This window comes from Aeoliella fuhlenseeensis (genome assembly GCF_052161615.1).
Taxonomy (GTDB): Bacteria; Planctomycetota; Planctomycetia; order Pirellulales; family Lacipirellulaceae; genus Aeoliella.
On the sequence record NZ_CP197417.1, the window covers coordinates 1,699,871 to 1,716,506 of the forward strand.

At 60.5% G+C, this 16,636-nt stretch carries 15 protein-coding genes; 3 read left to right on the forward strand and 12 right to left on the reverse strand.

The genetic code is table 11. The features are described 5' to 3' along the window. Positions 1-3: 3 nt before the first annotated feature. The 11 genes from SH292x_RS06550 to SH292x_RS06600 all read right to left on the reverse strand — a co-directional run bounded on the left by SH292x_RS06550 (position 4) and on the right by SH292x_RS06600 (position 8,798). Positions 4-222: a hypothetical protein gene (locus SH292x_RS06550; RefSeq protein ID WP_442484786.1), complete on the reverse strand. Its 219-nt coding sequence runs from the start codon at positions 220-222 to the stop codon at positions 4-6. Between the two features lie 720 nt (positions 223-942). After that, positions 943-1,281: a hypothetical protein gene (locus SH292x_RS06555; protein ID WP_442484787.1), complete on the reverse strand. Its 339-nt coding sequence runs from the start codon at positions 1,279-1,281 to the stop codon at positions 943-945. Next, positions 1,250-2,347, reverse strand: coding sequence for an AAA family ATPase (locus SH292x_RS06560; protein ID WP_442484788.1), 1,098 nt, complete (start codon positions 2,345-2,347; stop codon positions 1,250-1,252). The genes SH292x_RS06555 and SH292x_RS06560 overlap by 32 nt, the downstream gene beginning before the upstream one ends. Further along, complete coding sequence (locus tag SH292x_RS06565; protein ID WP_442484789.1) at positions 2,340-2,687, reverse strand: hypothetical protein; 348 nt, start codon at positions 2,685-2,687, stop codon at positions 2,340-2,342. The genes SH292x_RS06560 and SH292x_RS06565 overlap by 8 nt, the downstream gene beginning before the upstream one ends. Before the next feature lie 79 nt (positions 2,688-2,766). Beyond that, positions 2,767-2,982: a hypothetical protein gene (locus tag SH292x_RS06570; protein ID WP_442484790.1), complete on the reverse strand. Its 216-nt coding sequence runs from the start codon at positions 2,980-2,982 to the stop codon at positions 2,767-2,769. A gap of 141 nt (positions 2,983-3,123) precedes the next feature. Beyond that, positions 3,124-3,903, reverse strand: coding sequence for a hypothetical protein (locus SH292x_RS06575; RefSeq protein ID WP_442484791.1), 780 nt, complete (start codon positions 3,901-3,903; stop codon positions 3,124-3,126). A gap of 569 nt (positions 3,904-4,472) precedes the next feature. Further along, positions 4,473-5,003, reverse strand: a complete 531-nt coding sequence (locus SH292x_RS06580) for a DUF420 domain-containing protein (protein WP_442484792.1) — start codon at positions 5,001-5,003, stop codon at positions 4,473-4,475. Further along, entirely contained in the window at positions 5,000-5,797 is a 798-nt protein-coding gene (locus SH292x_RS06585) for an ABC transporter permease (RefSeq protein WP_442484793.1), read from the reverse strand. The genes SH292x_RS06580 and SH292x_RS06585 overlap by 4 nt, the downstream gene beginning before the upstream one ends. 6 nt (positions 5,798-5,803) lie before the next feature. Continuing rightward, positions 5,804-6,742, reverse strand: a complete 939-nt coding sequence (locus SH292x_RS06590) for an ABC transporter ATP-binding protein (RefSeq protein ID WP_442484794.1) — start codon at positions 6,740-6,742, stop codon at positions 5,804-5,806. 59 nt (positions 6,743-6,801) lie between these two features. Next, a complete protein-coding gene (gene cyoE, locus SH292x_RS06595; protein WP_442484795.1) occupies positions 6,802-7,722 on the reverse strand; it encodes a heme o synthase in 921 nt (306 codons plus the stop codon). Next, positions 7,719-8,798, reverse strand: coding sequence for a COX15/CtaA family protein (locus tag SH292x_RS06600; protein ID WP_442484796.1), 1,080 nt, complete (start codon positions 8,796-8,798; stop codon positions 7,719-7,721). Before SH292x_RS06600 ends, cyoE begins: the two co-directional genes overlap by 4 nt. Positions 8,799-9,108: 310 nt before the next feature. Here SH292x_RS06600 and SH292x_RS06605 point away from each other — a divergent pair, with 310 nt between their 5' ends. Both SH292x_RS06605 and SH292x_RS06610 read left to right on the forward strand, forming a co-directional pair. Further along, positions 9,109-10,452 carry a Gfo/Idh/MocA family protein gene (locus tag SH292x_RS06605; protein ID WP_442484797.1) on the forward strand — a complete coding sequence of 448 codons (1,344 nt, stop codon included), beginning with the start codon at positions 9,109-9,111 and terminating at the stop codon, positions 10,450-10,452. A gap of 50 nt (positions 10,453-10,502) precedes the next feature. Beyond that, entirely contained in the window at positions 10,503-11,651 is a 1,149-nt protein-coding gene (locus SH292x_RS06610; protein WP_442484798.1) for an SUMF1/EgtB/PvdO family nonheme iron enzyme, read from the forward strand. Between the two features lie 551 nt (positions 11,652-12,202). Here SH292x_RS06610 and nhaD read toward each other — a convergent pair. Further along, a complete protein-coding gene (gene nhaD / locus SH292x_RS06615; RefSeq protein ID WP_442484799.1) occupies positions 12,203-13,639 on the reverse strand; it encodes a sodium:proton antiporter NhaD in 1,437 nt (478 codons plus the stop codon). Between the two features lie 428 nt (positions 13,640-14,067). Here nhaD and SH292x_RS06620 point away from each other — a divergent pair, with 428 nt between their 5' ends. Further along, positions 14,068-16,557, forward strand: a complete 2,490-nt coding sequence (locus SH292x_RS06620; protein WP_442484800.1) for a phosphocholine-specific phospholipase C — start codon at positions 14,068-14,070, stop codon at positions 16,555-16,557. Positions 16,558-16,636: the final 79 nt, after the last annotated feature.

Here is a 16,636-nt window from a genome sequence, read left to right on the forward strand (position 1 = left end):
GTTCTAGCTTCCTTGTCGGGCTTGGTGTTCGGCGTAGATCGCCGCGAATCCGTTGGCGTCGTAGTAGTTCACTTGGTCGAGCTTGAGCGCCGGTCGCACCTGGGCCGATTGCGCCAGCGAACGAACCATATCGGGCTCGCACTTCAGCAACTCGCAGCAACGGCCGAGGCTGTAGAACGCCGGCTCGGCTTCGCGTTCGGTTTTGGTGATGGTGTTGCTCATGTCTTCATTGTCCCACTATTCGCTGGTTCATCCAGATACGTTTGGTCATTTAGAATCCGCCCGCGGATTGTATTTTCTGCGTGACTCAATTCGAGTTACCTTTGGGATCTCGTACCAAGCGCGGTCACGATAGCCGCACAGTTGGCAGTCGCGATTGCGAACCAACTCGCCTAGCACTTCCTTGGTGCCGTGGAGCTTCAGTCGCTCGCCGCATTGTGGGCATCGTTCCATCGTCTGAGAGGCTTCCTAACGCATCGAGTGGTTAACGGGTGTCAGTTGTCGCGTGATGTCGTTTGCGGCGGTCTGGGGGCGTGTGGAAGGTATTAGTATTAGTACCCTCAGGGCCGGGGACTCTCTCAACGTGACGTTTGATCTGCTGTCGCCCTCACGGGTGGCCACCTCCCGGAAAGAACCTAACCGGGGGGTAGGGTCGGGGTGATGGCATAGGGAGGGGGGCCTTGGGTCCCATCTGACGGGTGTCGCCCTCGGAGGTGCAGAGCGGATCTGCGGCCAAGTACAAACAGTCCGTCCGTCCTGCTCTTGGCTCACCTGGGGCTCTGTGCGGCTCATGCACGCGGTGCGGTTGTGATCGAGGCTTCCGAGTCGCGTGGCGCTGTGTGTTCGGATTGCTCGTTGTGTGCGATGGGGCGGTTGGGTCCTCCGACAGGCTGTGCCGCCGTGGGGTCGGGACGGCATCGGCGGCAACGTAGAGAGAGTTAATTACCACGGTGCCACCTCCTCGATGGTGCCGAGCTTCACGTCGCGAGCCATGCTCACGCCCACTTCCTCGGCGATGAACTGCCGTTGGTTGGCGTCGGTGATCGAGGTCGGTCGGTACTTGCCACCGAGCTTCCTCAGTCGCTCACGGTAGGAAGCCTTGAATGGGTTCACGTGGTTGGTGGTACGTGGTTGGGTCTTCTCGCTCGCGCCTACGTGGTGGACGTGGTGGGTGGCCCTACGTAGTAGGCCACACACCACCCCACCCACCGACGTGGTACGGGACGTGGTTGGTAGCTCCGTACCACGTTTAAGCTGGGGGGTTTGGGATAAAGTATTCATGGCATTCGTTGCCCCTGATTTCGGTGATGGTGTAGTCGATATGGCCAGCCGCTTTGAGTCGATCAAGGCTTCGTTGAACCCGGTCCTTACCCATGCCGGTGGTCTCCCGGAGCTTCCGATTGGTGGCAGGTCCATCGACCAAAGCTTTGATGACGGCTTTGTCTGTGGCTTCGTTCTGAGCGTCCCACTGCTCTTGCTGCTTGCCCTTGGTGCCCTTCAGCTCGCCCGGGTCCATTCCCTCAGCAGGCACCCACAACGGGAATTGCCACTTGAGCACCAGCGGCGAGACGGGCTTGAAGCTTCGCACAGCAGCATCGAGAACGATGTGCCCGGGTTCTTCGTGCTCCCTCAGCACCATATGACAATCCGCCGCGCGAGACTGAGCACCAGCGCCCGCGCCGACGTCGGTTACCGACTTGCCGGATTGAGCGCCCTTGCTGCTGTGATGCACCAGCAGGAACGCCGCGCCGGTCATCTCGGCGAATCGGTCAATGAGGTTGTAGAATCTCGCCTCGCTGGCGTTGTCGTTCTCGCTGGTGCCCTCAAGTGCGAAACGATATTTCGCGTCCATGATGATCGCGTCGAAGGTGCCAGGCTCCATGTGCTCGAACTCGAAGGCGAGCTCTTGTGTGCTCCGCAGGTCACCCCGCAGCGGCCACACCTCGAGGTCCTCCTGCCAGCTCGCGTCATCGCCCCACGGGTCCACTCCCATAGCCTGGGCGACGATGGGGATTCGATGGGCGAGCGTCGATCGATGCAGCTCGTTATCGAGAATGAGCACTCGGCCGCGTGTGGTGGCGAACCGGTCGAAGATCGACCAGCCCATGATGATGCACAACGCCACGTAGTAGCAGAACCACGACTTGCCCACCTTGGGCGACGCAATCACGTTGCACGTTTCGCCCTTCCTTAGCAGCCCGTCGATAATCGTCGGTTGCAATTCGGGGTACGCTTCCCGGAGCTCGGCAAACGTGAACTTGGCAATCGGTGGCGGGATGTATTCAGGCTCGCCGTAGTCGGCTTGCTGCTGTCGACCCTCGCGGGCGATGTATTCTTCGTTAGACACGTTGGGCCCTCCGTCGTCGGTGGCCAACAGTGTCGAGCCCTTGAAGTAGTTGCCGATGGTGATGGCGGTCGATGGATTGGCTTGGCGTCGCGATGCTCACCACGTCATGCGCTCGAGGCGAACTATCGAGCAAGTCCGCATAGCACCTCGGCAGTTGATGGGCGACGACTTCCTCGGCGAGCACTTCACCACGCTTGGTGCCACAGAATGGCAACGTGGCAATTCGCACGTCGATGGTGTCGCCGCAGTAGATTTCGACATAGGGCCGGTTGGCAACGTCCTGCCGAATCAAGCACAAAACCTTTTGCCGGATTACCGGCGAGCGTGTATCCTTACGCATTGGATCTCCTTTGCCCCGTGTCCTGTTGGTCCAGGCGCGGGGCTTTTCAGCCACCGCAACCGCGGGGGTGGTACGGGGTTTAGGAAGCAACGACTTCGCCGAACTTGGCTAGATAGTCGTTCCACTCGCGGCCGATGATGTAGTTCGTGCGACCGACGCGACGAACGGTTAGGCCACGACGACGGGCAGCTCGAATGGCTGCGCGGCCGAGTCCGGTGATTCGCTCAAACTCCGCTTGGGTGTAAGAGCTGTCCGAACGGATTTCACCAGGGGTGAAGGTGTAAGTTTGACGCATGGGGTTTCGCTCCGCGATTGAATGTGAATGTCGTTTCCGACGATTGCATTCAAGCGGTTTCAAAACCCTTTGTCCAAGCGTTTTAGACGGCAGAAACAGGCGTTTTACGGCTTGTCGGGTTACTCGTTACGGCTTGTCGGGTTACTTTGGCTGAGCCTTGGTAAAACGGTGGTTGCAGACCTTGCAGCGGACATACCGAATACCTCGTTTCGTGTCATCGGTAACAGCTTTTCCGTTGCACTTGGGGCAGGTGTAGCCGCGCCGTGTTTTTACTTCGCCAACGATGTCATCGTCGGTGGAAGTGGCGGATACCGGTTTCAGTGATTGCAACTGATCCAGCACGCTCGCTGGCAGAGAAAGTTTCAAGCGATCTATTGCAACTCGCAACCGTTCATAGACTTGCCCCTGCTCTTCAGTGGTCCAGCTATCCCGATTCTCCCAGTCGCCATCCATCGCACAGAAGGCCAGAAGTCCCTCGAATGCGAGCGTGCATTCTTCCAGTAGCGGAACTATCGCAGCGTGAATACCTAGCTTCATTCCGTTTTGCAGCGCGAGACTGTGCAGCCGCCGAATGGAATGCTCGTTTCGCCGATACTTGTCGATGAACCATCGTTCGCGTGTTCGCTGTCGGGTTTCCTCTAACCCCTGGAGCCATTTGGGGGCGTCATCCCACGATGCGTCGGGATGTTCATAGAAGAACTGCTCCCACTCCCACGCGCAGTCGGCTCGGTTCTTATCCTGCCGAGTCCAATGCTTGCGATCTCCGGGGACCCTCCTCTTGGGGGTGATCCTCGCTGCAACAGACGAGTAGTCGCCGTAATACACGTCGTCATAGCAGTGGGCTCGGTCGAGAATGTCCTCGCGGTACCCAATCTGATAGATGTACTCCGCGAGCGCGCGAGCACTTTCATTGTCTGCCATCGCGAATTCCTTCCCACCGTGCCCGCCGGCCAGCGGTTGCTCCTGGGAAGGATTCGCAACCGCTGGCGAGCGACGCGGGGAGCTACCCCGCTAGCATGGTTAAATTGTTACCGCAACTGGTACCTAAACGCACGTCGAAGCGACGTTTTGCGATTGAGGCACCCAAAATAACCCTCGGTAAATTTCGACTTCGTGAGCCTATCAGAATCCTATCCGCACGCATACCACTGATTCTGATTCCTTTAGTCGGGGTTCAAGTCCCTGCTCCCCAGCTTCTTTATATCTCACATCGGGCCTTCCCCGATTGCTTCCCTGCGGCCGTTTTCAGGCCCTTGGGCTGCAAATCTGAACGTGTACCAATATGGGTACGCCATCGACATATCGGGGAAACGTGTCGATGAAACGGCAGAATATCGACATGTCGAGTTGCCCGGGGATCACCGCAAACGGTTTTTCCGGAGGTTTCACAGATAGCTGTGGCGCAGAGTTTGGTCGTCAGCCACCTCACCCCGGCCCTAACGGGCCCAGCTAGCCTTGAGCTTCCGTTGGTTGGTTGGAGAAGATTCGAGCTAGGCGGCGACCGCTGCTGGGAACCAGTGGTAGAGCATGAAGTAGACCACAACCCCCGTGACCGAGACGTAGAGCCAGATGGGGAACGTGACGCGGGCCCAGCGGAGGTGGCGCTGGCGGTAGGCTCGGGTGTACTCGGCTTGCTCGCCGGAGCTGGCGTGCTTGATGGAGTCGGGGAGCCAGTCGCCGTGGGCTCGCAGGCCCAGGACGATGGTCGTGATGGCGAGCGGCGGGACCGTGATCGCCAGCAGGATGTGCGAGATCAGAATGGCAAAGTAAATCTGCCGACTGATGCCGGTGCCACCGAAGGGCGTTTGGAGTTGAAGCGCCAGGTGGTAGTACAGGTAACAACCTAGAAACACCACCGACACCACAAACGCCGCGAGCATGACCACTTTGTGCGCGGCTTCTTTGCGCTGCTTGATGAGCACGAAGCCCAGGATCAATAGCAGCGTGGCCAGCGTGTTGAGCGAGGCGTTGACGTGCACCAGCGGGTGGGCGGCGGCGAGTATCAGGTTGGAGAGCATCATTTCAGGTCGCCCTTGGTCCGCGTCGCGACAATCTTCGTGGCCATGGCAAGCATCACCACGGCGAACGCGATGCTGATGCCCCACGAAAGTTCCAAGCTCGGGAGCCAGCCATCATCGATTGTTTCGCCACCCGCGAGCAAATGCCGTAGCCCGGCGACACCGTATGTCAGCGGGTTGAGCATGACGATGTAGCCCATGACGGTGCCCCAGTGAACTGGGAAAAACGCTCCCGAGAGCAGCCACATCGGAAACAAAAGCACGCTCATCATCGCGTGATAGGCTTGGCTTGAGTCGGTTTTCCAGGCCAGGAAGAACCCGAGGGCCGTGAGCGCGATGGCCATAACGAACATCAGCACCAGCGCGACGGCCACGTTGATGAGCGGTGGATCGATCGCGGGGATGGTGAACCAACCCAGCAGGAAGAACAAGAACGCCTGCAGCCACGCGATGACCGCGCCGCCAAGCACCTTGCCCATCACCATCGCCCATCGCGGCACTGGCGAAACCAGCACGCCCTGCAGAAAACCTTCGTTGCGGTCCTCGATGATGCTGATGGTGGTGAAGATGGCCGTGAACAGCAGGATCATCGCGATGATGCCTGGAAACTGATACGCGTAGCCAAGGTCGACCGATTTGAATCCTTCGCTGAACATCAGCCAAAAAATGATCGGCTGGCCGAGCGCGCCAAACACGCGGGTCCGCTGGCGAAAGAATCGCACCAGCTCGCGCCAGGCGAGCGTCGCGATCGCCGGCAGGGCGGGGACGGGTCGGGTTTTGAGCGTGGCGGTGGACATACTTGATTACTTGTCTGTCGGTTCGACGAAGAAGCGGTGGCCGGTGCGGGCGATGAATACGTCTTCGAGTGTTGGCTTACCCAGAGTCACTGCGTCGATCTCGGGGCCGAACGCATCGACCAATTGCGGAACGAGTTGATGGCCACTGGGGTGTTCGAGTCGCACGGTGCCATCGACCACCGTGGGCGTGAGCGGGAAACGCGCGGCAATCGCGGTGGCAAGAGCTTGAGGGTCGGCCGTGCGAAGGATGAGCGTGTCGCCGCCGAGCGAGGCTTGCAGTGCCGCGGGAGTGTCGAGCGCGGCGAGCTGGCCCTGATGCATAATACCAATGCGGTCGGCACGCTCGGCTTCTTCGAGCAAGTGCGTGGTGAGGACGATCGTGACGCCTTCGGCCGTGAGCGTCGCGAAGTAACGCCACAGGTCGCTGCGGGCGCCAGGGTCGAGCCCGGTGGCGGGTTCGTCGAGCACCAACATCTTCGGGCTGTGGAGCATGGCCTGCGCGAGTTCGACGCGGCGGCGTTGGCCACCCGAGAGCGTCTCGACGTTGGCTTTGACTTTTTCGGTCAGGCCAAGTCGTTCGAGCATCGCGAGCGAGTGCGACTTGAGTTCACGACCACCAAGCCCATACAGCCGGCCGTGGTGCATCAGATTTTCAAGCACCGTGAGTTTCTTGTCGACGCTCGGCGACTGAAACACGACACCAATGTGCCCCCGCACCGCGGCGGGATGCTGGCGGACGCTGATGCCGAGCACGTCGATCTCGCCCTGCTGAAGCGGGACAAGCGTCGAGATCAATCGGAACAGCGTGGTCTTGCCGCTGCCGTTGGGGCCGAGCAGTGCGAAGACTTCGCCCCGTGCAACGTCGAACGAAACGCCACGGACCGCCTCGTTCTCTCCATAGCGGTAGCGAACGTCGCGGATCGAAAGGGCGGGCGAGTCGGACATAGGGACGGGCTGGGCAATGTGTGTGGAGGGCAGCGGGAAACCGAGCTATGAGACTACTTTCAAACTGCCACCAGGAATAGCCCAACAATCCATAACGGCAGGTACAGCAGGCTGGCTCGCAGCAGCGTCCGCGAACTCGCGTCGCCCGGCGCGCGAGCAAATCGCACGGCGGCCCACAAGTAGACAATTCCCAAAAGCGAGGCCCATACGACGTACGCCCCGCCAAGTAAGGGAGAGGTGGCAATGGTCGCGGGGATTAGACTAACAGGCAGCAATGCCACGGCACCGGTGATCGCCTCGAACCCCGCGCGGCGGCCGGTGGGGTCGACCGTGGTGCTCATCACGTAGCCACCGCGCTCGTAATCGTCGCGGCACCGCCACGCGATCGCCATGAAGTGGGGGTACTGCCACAGGTACAACACGCCAAACAGCGCGAAGGCCACCATGTTCCACTCGCCCCCGGCAGCGACCCAGCCCATGAGGATGGGCAGCGATCCACTCGCGGCGCCGATGGCCGTGTTTAAGGTCGACCGCGTTTTTAGCGGCGTGTAAATCACCACGTACAAACACCAGCACGCGAGGCCGAGCGCCAGGGTCGGCACGCCGGGGCCGGCGTAGAGCAGTGCGGAGCCCGCTGCGAGCATCACCGCGCCAAACACCACGGCTTGCCATGGCTCGAGGCGACCCGCAGGGAGGGGGCGATTGGCGGTGCGGATCATCAGGGCGTCGAGGTCACGCTCGATCCACATGTTGAGCGCACTCGCACTACCAGCCACCAGGCCGGTTCCGAGGCACGTGGCGAACAGCACCCAGCCCGACCAGTCGCTACCCGCAGCCAAGTAGAAACCCATGGCGATGGTGATCAGTTCCATCGCGACGATGCGGGGCTTCGTCAGTTCCCAGTAGTCGGCGACGCGAGCACGCCACGCGGCTTGCTCGCCAGTCATTGTAGTAGAAGTAGTCGAGGGCGACGTGTTCATGCGGTCGCGCTTCCTTTAAACGAAATGGCTTTTGAAGAAGTGGCTTGAGGTAGTTTTGCGACTTCAGTGGAAGTGTCTTCTTGCGGTGCATAGCGCCAAGCCCACATCGCGATATAAACGAGCGTGACCAGTAGCAGCGACCCAGTGGCCTGATGAGCGGTGACCATGTGCGATTGCAGCCAGCCATCGGCGAGCGTGGCGTGCGAACTGGCCGGGTGCATGCCACGCAGCCAAACGGGAGTGCCGTACTTGGTGAGCCACGTGGCGAGTCCGAGCAGCAGTTGCAGCGTGACGATTCCCAAGGCGAACCAGCCGCCTCGACGCAGCCCAGCGGGATTCGCGGAGGCAACGGCGCGACGAGCAACGATCAGCGTTAGCAGCGCCACGACCGCCGCGAAGATCAGATGAAACTTGACGATCGACAGGAACGACTGCGGCGTCGCATCCATCGGCATATGACGCAGCATCGCTCCGAGTAGCATTTGAACGTAAGTGATCAGCGCAGCCATGGAGGCCAGCGGGGCGAGATTCGATAGCGACGCCGAATCGAGCCGCACCGCTTGCACCCAGCGGTCGGTGGTCCAGATGGCAATCGCCACGGTGAGCGCAAAGAACAAAGGCCCCGTCGAGCCGTGCACCAGAGCGAGCATCCGCTCGTCGAGCACCACGCGAAGCCCACCGAGCACTCCTTGGGCGATAACACCCACCAGCGCGATCCACCCCATCACTCGAAGCCAGCGACGCGACTCGCCTTTCGCGAGCAACACCACGAGCACAATCGTTAGGAGCCCCGCGAGTGACGCGAGCAGACGATGTCCATGCTCGACGAACAAATCCCACGGCCCGTAAAACCATGCGGTCCACGGGTAGAGGAACAGGTTGTACCCATAGGTGCCGGGCCAGTCGGGGACCGCCATACCACTCTTGGTGGTGGTCACCAGGCCGCCCAACCACAGCAGCGGGAAGGTCACGGCACACAGCGTCCACGCCACCATGCGAATCCAGCGGCCAGCGTCGCGAGTCGGTGTCGACTCAGCGGGGGCGGCGGTTCGGGGGGAAGGAGGGCGACTGGACATGCAATGCCGGCAAGAGATAGGTAAGCCTAACAGTATAGAACCGAGCCCCACCCCGGCAAAAGCGGTCAAAATGTCGCACCCTTGATGTTTCACGCCCCCGTAGCATGGCCGCCCCGGCCGTGGACTTTTCCTAATGCGTTGGAGAACACGGCTGGGGCGGCCATGCTACTTCGTGGGAGTTGCGGCAACCGGCATCCCCCCAGCCGGCTAGAACCCCCGTTTTTTGGTCGCATTGCATACCGAGGAATGGCACAATGGCGATAAGCGAATTCCCCGCCACACCGTGCCCCCTCCAGGAGCCCCGACGATCATGGCCGAATCGACCCCCCAACGCGGCAATTTTCTTTCCACGAATTCCCGCCGCGACTTTTTGAAGCATTCCGCCGTGGCCGGTTCAGCGCTCGCGGCGATGAGCATCCCGTCGTACGTCCACGCCGCGGGAGCCGACGAAACCTTGAAGGTCGGTCTTGTTGGCTGCGGTGGTCGTGGAACCCAAGCAGCCGAGCAGGCGCTGCGTGCGGACAAGAACACGAAGCTCGTCGCGCTCGGCGATGCTTTCAAGGACCGCGCCGAGTACGCCCGCGAAGAGCTGTTGGCCAAGAAAGCGATCAAAGATCAAGTCGACGTGCCGGATGACCGACTGTTCTCCGACTTTGGCAACTACAAGCAAGTGATCGATAGCTGCGATGTGGTACTGCTGGCCACGCCGCCGCATTTCCGACCCGAACACTTCCGTTATGCCGTCGAGCAGGGCAAGCACGCGTTTGTCGAGAAGCCCGTGGCGGTCGACGCCCCTGGTGTGCGGCACATGATGGAAAGTTGCCAGATGGCCGAGGCCAAGAACCTGACCGTGGTGTCGGGTCTCTGTTGGCGCTACGCTCCGCCAGTGCGAGCGATCATGGACAAGATTCTCAACGATGGTCTGATCGGCGACGTGGTGGCCGTCGAGTCAAACTACAACGCCGGCGGCCTGTGGCATCGTGGCGATCAGCCCGATTGGAGCCGCATGGAGTACCAGATGCGAAACTGGCTCTATCACACTTGGCTCTCAGGCGACCATATCGCCGAGCAAGCCATCCATAGCCTCGATAAGTGCGCGTGGTTGCTGGGCGACATCCAGCCCACTTCTGCCATGGCTCTGGGAGGGCGCCAACAACGCGTCGAGCCGAAGTTTGGCAACATCTACGACCACTTCAGCGTGACGTACGATTTTCCGACGGGCCAGCGCGTGTACTTCACTTGCCGGCAGCAGGATGGCTGTACGCAGAAGGTCGATGAGTGGGTGCTCGGTACCAAGGGTCGGGCATCGATTCTCAATGGCCACTACATCGTCGACAACGATGGCAAGGAGATCTGGCGTTACGAAGGGCCTAGCCCGAACATGTGGCAGCAAGAGCACATCGAATTGTTCCAGGCGCTCCGTGATGGCAAGACCATCAACAATGGCGACTACATGTGCAACAGCACGATGCTCGCCGTGATGGGACGCATGGCGGGCTACACCGGGCAGACGCTCGACTGGGACACCTGCTTGTCGGACAGCGAACGCCTCGGCCCCACTGAGTACGCGTGGGGCGACTTCGAAGAATCGCCCGTCGCGATCCCCGGCCGCACCAAGCTCAAGGGCAAAGAAGCCGTGGCGGCAACCAGCTAGGCCCCGCGTTTCGCCCGTATTCGATTGCTACTTCCAGGACTTCCTAGGCGATGATGAAACTCCGCGCGCTGTTCATGCTGCTTGTGCCCACCCTGATGCTCGGCAACGTGCATGCCGAAGAGACCGACGTCCCCGGCCTCGTCAGCGAGCGCCCCACTGAAGGCCAGTTCGTTGAGACCGAGCAAGGTTTCATGGTGCCCTACACCACGACGATTCCCGGAACCGACGTGAAGTACACGATGGTTCCGGTGCCAGGTGGCGAGTACGTGATGAAGCGGCACGACAAGACGTTCACGGTGAAGGTCGAGCCGTTTTGGATGGGAGCAACCGAGGTCACCTGGGCCGAGTACCAGAAGTACATGGAGCTGACCACGGCGTTCAGCAAGTTCGACGACGCGGGGCTTCGCCAAGTGACCGCCGAGAACGAGATCGACGCCATCACTTCCCCGTCGAAGCTGTACGAACCGAGCTTCACGTTCTCCTCCGGCGACGATCCTAACCAGCCTGCGGTGTCGATGTCGCAGTACGCGGCGAAGCAGTACACCAAGTGGCTGAGCCTGATGTCGGGCAAGTTCTATCGGCTGCCGTCCGAAGCCGAGTGGGAATATGCGTGCCTCGCTGGTTCGAAGGCCAAGTACGCTCACGGTGACGATGCCGAAACGCTCGGCGACTTCGCTTGGTACATCGACAACGCTGACTACGAACTCGGCGCCGTCGGCACGAAGAAACCCAACGCCTGGGGACTGTCGGACATGCACGGCAACGCGGCCGAGTGGGTGCTGGATGGTTTCGATGCGACCGACACCGATCCCGCGGACGGCAGCACCGTCAGCGTAGGCGAGTCAATTGCGTGGACCGAAGAGCTATATCCTCGGACGCTCAAAGGAGGCTCGTGGCAGCACGAAGCCGAGGAGTGCACGGCCGACTCCCGTTGGCCAAGCGACGACGACGAATGGCGAATCAACGACCCCAACTCGCCACAAAGCCCTTGGTGGTTCGCGGGCGACGAAGGCCAGCAAGTTGGGTTTCGCCTTTTACGTCCCCTCGCCGACGCCACGCGCGAGGAGAAAGAACGCTTCTGGAAACCCGAGAACCCGCGCATCCTCGCCCACGTGAACCGCCGCATCGACGAAGAAGGCCGTGGCGAACGGGGGGTGGTGGACCCGGAATTGCCGGCGGCGATCAAGGGTGTGGAGTAACGATTGAGTTCGCCTCTGCACCACCCCACTGGTGTGCCACTGGCTCCGCCAGTGCTGACGAGGTTGGTTAGGGTGAAATTACCAGTAAAGCGTTCCCTAATCGAACTTCCGATCGCTCACTAGCATGTTTGCTTTCTTGCTATCCGTTGCAACGGCTGCGATCGCATGGGCTTTCTATGGTGGCTTTGCTGCGTATCTCTACTGGCGGTCTTTTCGGTCGATGGCCGGATGGCGTCCCTTTGCATGCCGGTGCCTCGTGCTGGGTCTCCCGCTTTCAGTCGTCTTCTTGGCTACGTTGTTTTCCTACTGTTGGCTCATCGGAAACTTCGAAGGCTTGTCCTTCCCACAGCTACTAGCGTTTCCTGCGATCGCCTTCCTGCCAAGTTATGCAGCGATAACATCATGGCTAGCCATCTACTGCATCGGGTTCCGACGATGGCCGTTCAATCCCACGGTCTCGTGGCCGGCGAAGAGTTCGCCCAGTGACCAAAACTCGGAGGGCTGACCGGTTGACCCCGGTCCGTTTGCTCACGGCGTGACAATGGGCAAATCTAGTGGTTCGACAGCGCCGCGAACACCAGCCCGCTCTGGTTGAGGAACCAGTAAACTGCGACGCCGCTGATATAACCCAATAGCGCCCAAGGACCGATGTTCTTGGCGTACCAGAAGAAGTTGATCTTCTCGAGGCCCATCGCCGCGACGCCGGCCGCCGAGCCAATCACGAGGCAACTACCGCCCGTGCCCGCGCAGTAGGCCAGCAGCAGCCAGAAGTCGGCGTCGGGAGGGAACGGGTACATTTGCATGCCCGCCGCCACCAGGGGCACGTTGTCGACCACGCTGGAGAGTAGGCCAATTAGCACGGCGATCACCGAGTAGTTGCCCACCGCGTCGTCGAGCTGGATGGCGAGGTCCGTAAGAATGCCAGTGGCCGACAAGCTTCCCACTGCCAGCAGAATGCCCAGGAAGAACAGTACGCTGCCCGTATCCACTCGGCGAAGGATTTCGACCACGTGCGTCGAGCTACGGAGCGGCTCATCCAGCTTCCGGCGCAACACATCCGCAACCAGCCATACAATCGACAAGCTTAGGAGTGCTCCCATAAAGGGTGGCAGGTGAGTGTAGGTTTTGAAAATGGGAATGGATAACAAGCCTAGCGCGCCCACCGCAAACATCAAATTGCTTTGCCACCCATCAATACGAACTTCGTCCTCCTCGCCTTGATCCTCCGGCCGCTCGACGTTGCCGCGGAGTACCATGGACAGAACGATGAGCGGGACGAGAAGGCACGTTAGGCTTGGGAGGAACAACGCCATCGAGGTATTCATTGGCGTAATGAGTCCCTTGATCCAGAGCATGGTGGTGGTGACGTCACCGATAACGCTCCACGCACCACCGGCGTTGGCCGCGACGACGATCATGCCGGCGTAGAACAGCTTCGTGTCGCGATCTGCCACCAGCTTTCGCACCAACGAGATCATCACGATGGTCGTGGTCAGGTTGTCGAGCATGGCCGACAAGAAGAACGTCACCAGGCTGATAATCCAAAGTAGCTTGATACGGCTGGTAGCCTTAACCGCGCTGGTGATCACGGTGAAACCTTCAAACGCGTCGACCACTTCCACGATGGTCATGGCAGCCATCAGGAAGAACAAAATGCCAGCGACTTCGGCCACCAAGTGCGACAACTGACCTTCGAGAAGCCACTCGCGAGAGATGGGATGCGCCTGGTCTTCCGCTTCGCCTTCTTGCGGGTGTTGATCCCGGTCGCCACTCGACTCGTGGGATTCGTGGTCGCCGGAAGTTACTTTTTGATGGAACCAACTCGGAATGCTGTCGGGTGGCACCATCGAGCTGGAATTGAGTGCGTAGATTCCCCAGCAAAGCACACCCGTCAACAGCGCGGCACCCGCTTTGTCGAAGTGCAGACTGTGCTCGAACACAATCATGGCGTAGCCGAGCACAAAGATCGCAATCAATAACCAGGTCATGGTGTCACGCGAGGAAAGTTAGGGTAGGGGTCCGGTGGCCGGGCCATCGTCCGGACTGCGGGTGGGCTAGGTGGGCCGCGGTAGGCAAGGCTGCAAAACGGCCGCAAAGGCAGGGGTAACTGGCCGCGGAACACGGGTGACAGGCCTTAAGCTCCCTCCTGAGCTCCCTGGTCACTCCGCGGCACCAGTTACAAACCTACATGGTAGAGGGACTCTGGCCTTTTAGAAAAGGGGAGTTATGGCCGGGTTTTGGGCGTCTCACCGCCCCGCCACCCCCAGGCACTCCTTAACAAAGGGATTCTATGCTGGGGTGCCGTCGTGCCTTCGGCTAACATAATGCCTGAGCCGGTTCAGCTGGCTCGGCGTATCGGTATTTCGCCTCGGTATCTCGCATTCGCACGAGTAATTCCTCCTAACTTCTATCCGCCATGGTCAGCCCCTCACGCCGCGACTTCCTCAAATCCGCCGCCTTCGCCGCCACCGCGACGGGGCTGGCGCATCTGCTTCCCGGGGCCATTGAGCGCGCCCACGCCATCGAGCCCACCCCTGGCAGCACCGTGTGGGATGCCGAGCACGTGGTGATTCTGATGCAGGAGAACCGCTCGTTCGACCACACGTTCGGTTCGCTGCAGGGAGTCCGGGGGTTTGACGACCCGCGTGCCATCAATCTCCCCAGCGGAGACCCCGCGTGGGTACAGACCGACGCAGCGGGCAACAGCTACGCACCGTATCGCCTCGACATTAAAAATTCGAAAGCCACGTGGATGGGCTGCCTGCCGCATAGTTGGACCGACCAAGTCGACGCGCGAAATGGTGGCCGCTACGACGGGTGGCTGGACGCCAAACGCTCGGGCGTCGTCGAATACTCCGAGCTACCACTGACGATGGGCTTCTACACGCGCGAGGACCTGCCGTTCTACTACGCCCTTGCCGACGCGTTCACGATTTGCGATCAAAACTTTTGCTCGTCGCTCACTGGCACCACGCCCAACCGTCTCTACTTGTGGTCGGGCAAGATCCGCCACGACCAGCGCCCCGAGTCGCCGGCCAAGGTGCACAACTCCGACGCCGACCATCGCACGATGGTCCATTGGAGGACATTCCCCGAGCTGCTCGAAAACGAAGGCGTCTCGTGGAAGGTCTACCAAAACGAACTCTATCTCGACCTGGGACTTGGTGAAGGAGGGCCCTGGCTCGACAACTTCGGCGACAACCCGCTGGAATACTTCAGTCAGTACCACGTCCGCCTCGCCGAGTCGAATCGCAACTACTTGAATGGACTCGTCGCGAAGTCGCAGGCGAAAGTCGACGAGATCGAGTCGCAGCTAGCCGATGCCAACCCCGAGTCGCAACTGCACGAAGAACTTACGAAGCGACTGAAACAAGCGAACGCCGAGCTTACCTCGCGCAATCGCGAAGCACGTAAGTTCTCCGCCGAAGCGTTCGCCAAACTCTCCGAGCGCGAGCAGAGCATTCACAAGAAAGCCTTTTCGACGAACATCGCCGATCCCGCGTACCACGAACTCGAAGAAGTCACGTACCGCGACGGCGACGACGAGCGCAAGCTAAGGATTCCCAAAGGCGATGTACTTCATCAGTTCCGCGCCGACGTCGAGTCGGGGAACTTGCCCGCCGTGTCGTGGATCGTTGCGCCCGAGAAGTTCTCCGACCATCCCTGCTCGCCCTGGTATGGTGCCTGGTACTTGGCGGAGTGCTTTAACATCCTCACCGAGAATCCCGACGTGTGGAAGAAAACCGTCTTCATTCTCACTTACGACGAGAACGATGGCTACTTCGATCACTTCCCGCCGTTCGTCGCCCCCGACCCACGCCGGCCGGAGACAGGCCGGGTTTCGCCCGACATCGATGCCCGCGTCGAGCAAGTCAGCCGCGATGGCCGCGACAGCCCCATCGGCCTTGGCTACCGCGTGCCGATGATCATCGCGTCGCCCTGGTCGCGCGGCGGAGCGGTCTGCTCGCAGGTGTTCGACCACACCTCGCCGATCCAGTTCGTCGAGCAACTGCTCTCCAAGAAACTCGGCCGCCCGATCCGCGAAACCAACATCAGCGAGTGGCGGCGAGCCGTGTGTGGCGACTTGATGTCTGCATTCCGATCGGCTGATGCGTCGACAGACGCCGGGGTCGCTTTCCAAGCCCGCGAGCCATTCATCGAAAGCATCGACCGCGCCCGCCACCAACCTATCCCCACCGGTCACACGCGACTCACGAAGGGCGATCGCGAAGCGATCCGCGCGAACCCCAACGACTCGCCCCACCGTCCCCGCCAAGAACCGGGCGACCGGCCGTCGTGCCCGCTGCCGTACGAACTAGCCGCGGATGGCCAGCTGAGTGACGAACGCGAGCATTTCACGCTACGCCTGCACGCTGGCACGAAGCGGTTCGGTAAACGCTCGGCGGGCGCTCCGTTCACGGCCTACTTCCACGATGCCAAGGGCGAATTCCAAGTTCGCAATTATGCCGTCACGCCTGGAAGTACCATTGAAGATTCCTGGCCCCTCACCACCTTCGCCGAGGGCGTGTACGACATCGAACTCCACGGCCCCAACGGTTTCTACCGCCACTTCCGCGGCACCAAAGACGACCCCGCGATCGAAGTATCCCTCGACGATTCGAACGGGTCTGGCGGGTTGCAATTTCAGATCACAAACGGATCGTCGAACACGCAAAAACTCTCGCTCATTGACCGTGCGTACGGCAACCCCGAGCACAGCATCGAAGCCGAGGCCAACCTAACCGTCACCATTGAAATCAATACCGACACGAGCCATGGCTGGTACGACGTGCAGCTACACGACCCAGCGAACCTCTACTTCCTAAGAGTCTACGCCGGCCGCGTTGAGGGCGGCGCATGGAGTCGAAGCGATCCACAGATTGGGGCGGTGCGAAACAGAGCCTAGGATTGGAGGCGAACGGGGAAAGAGGCAAGTGTGCGAAGGCTCTTCGCACACTTGCCAAAGGATTTGCTTCGGATGGAAG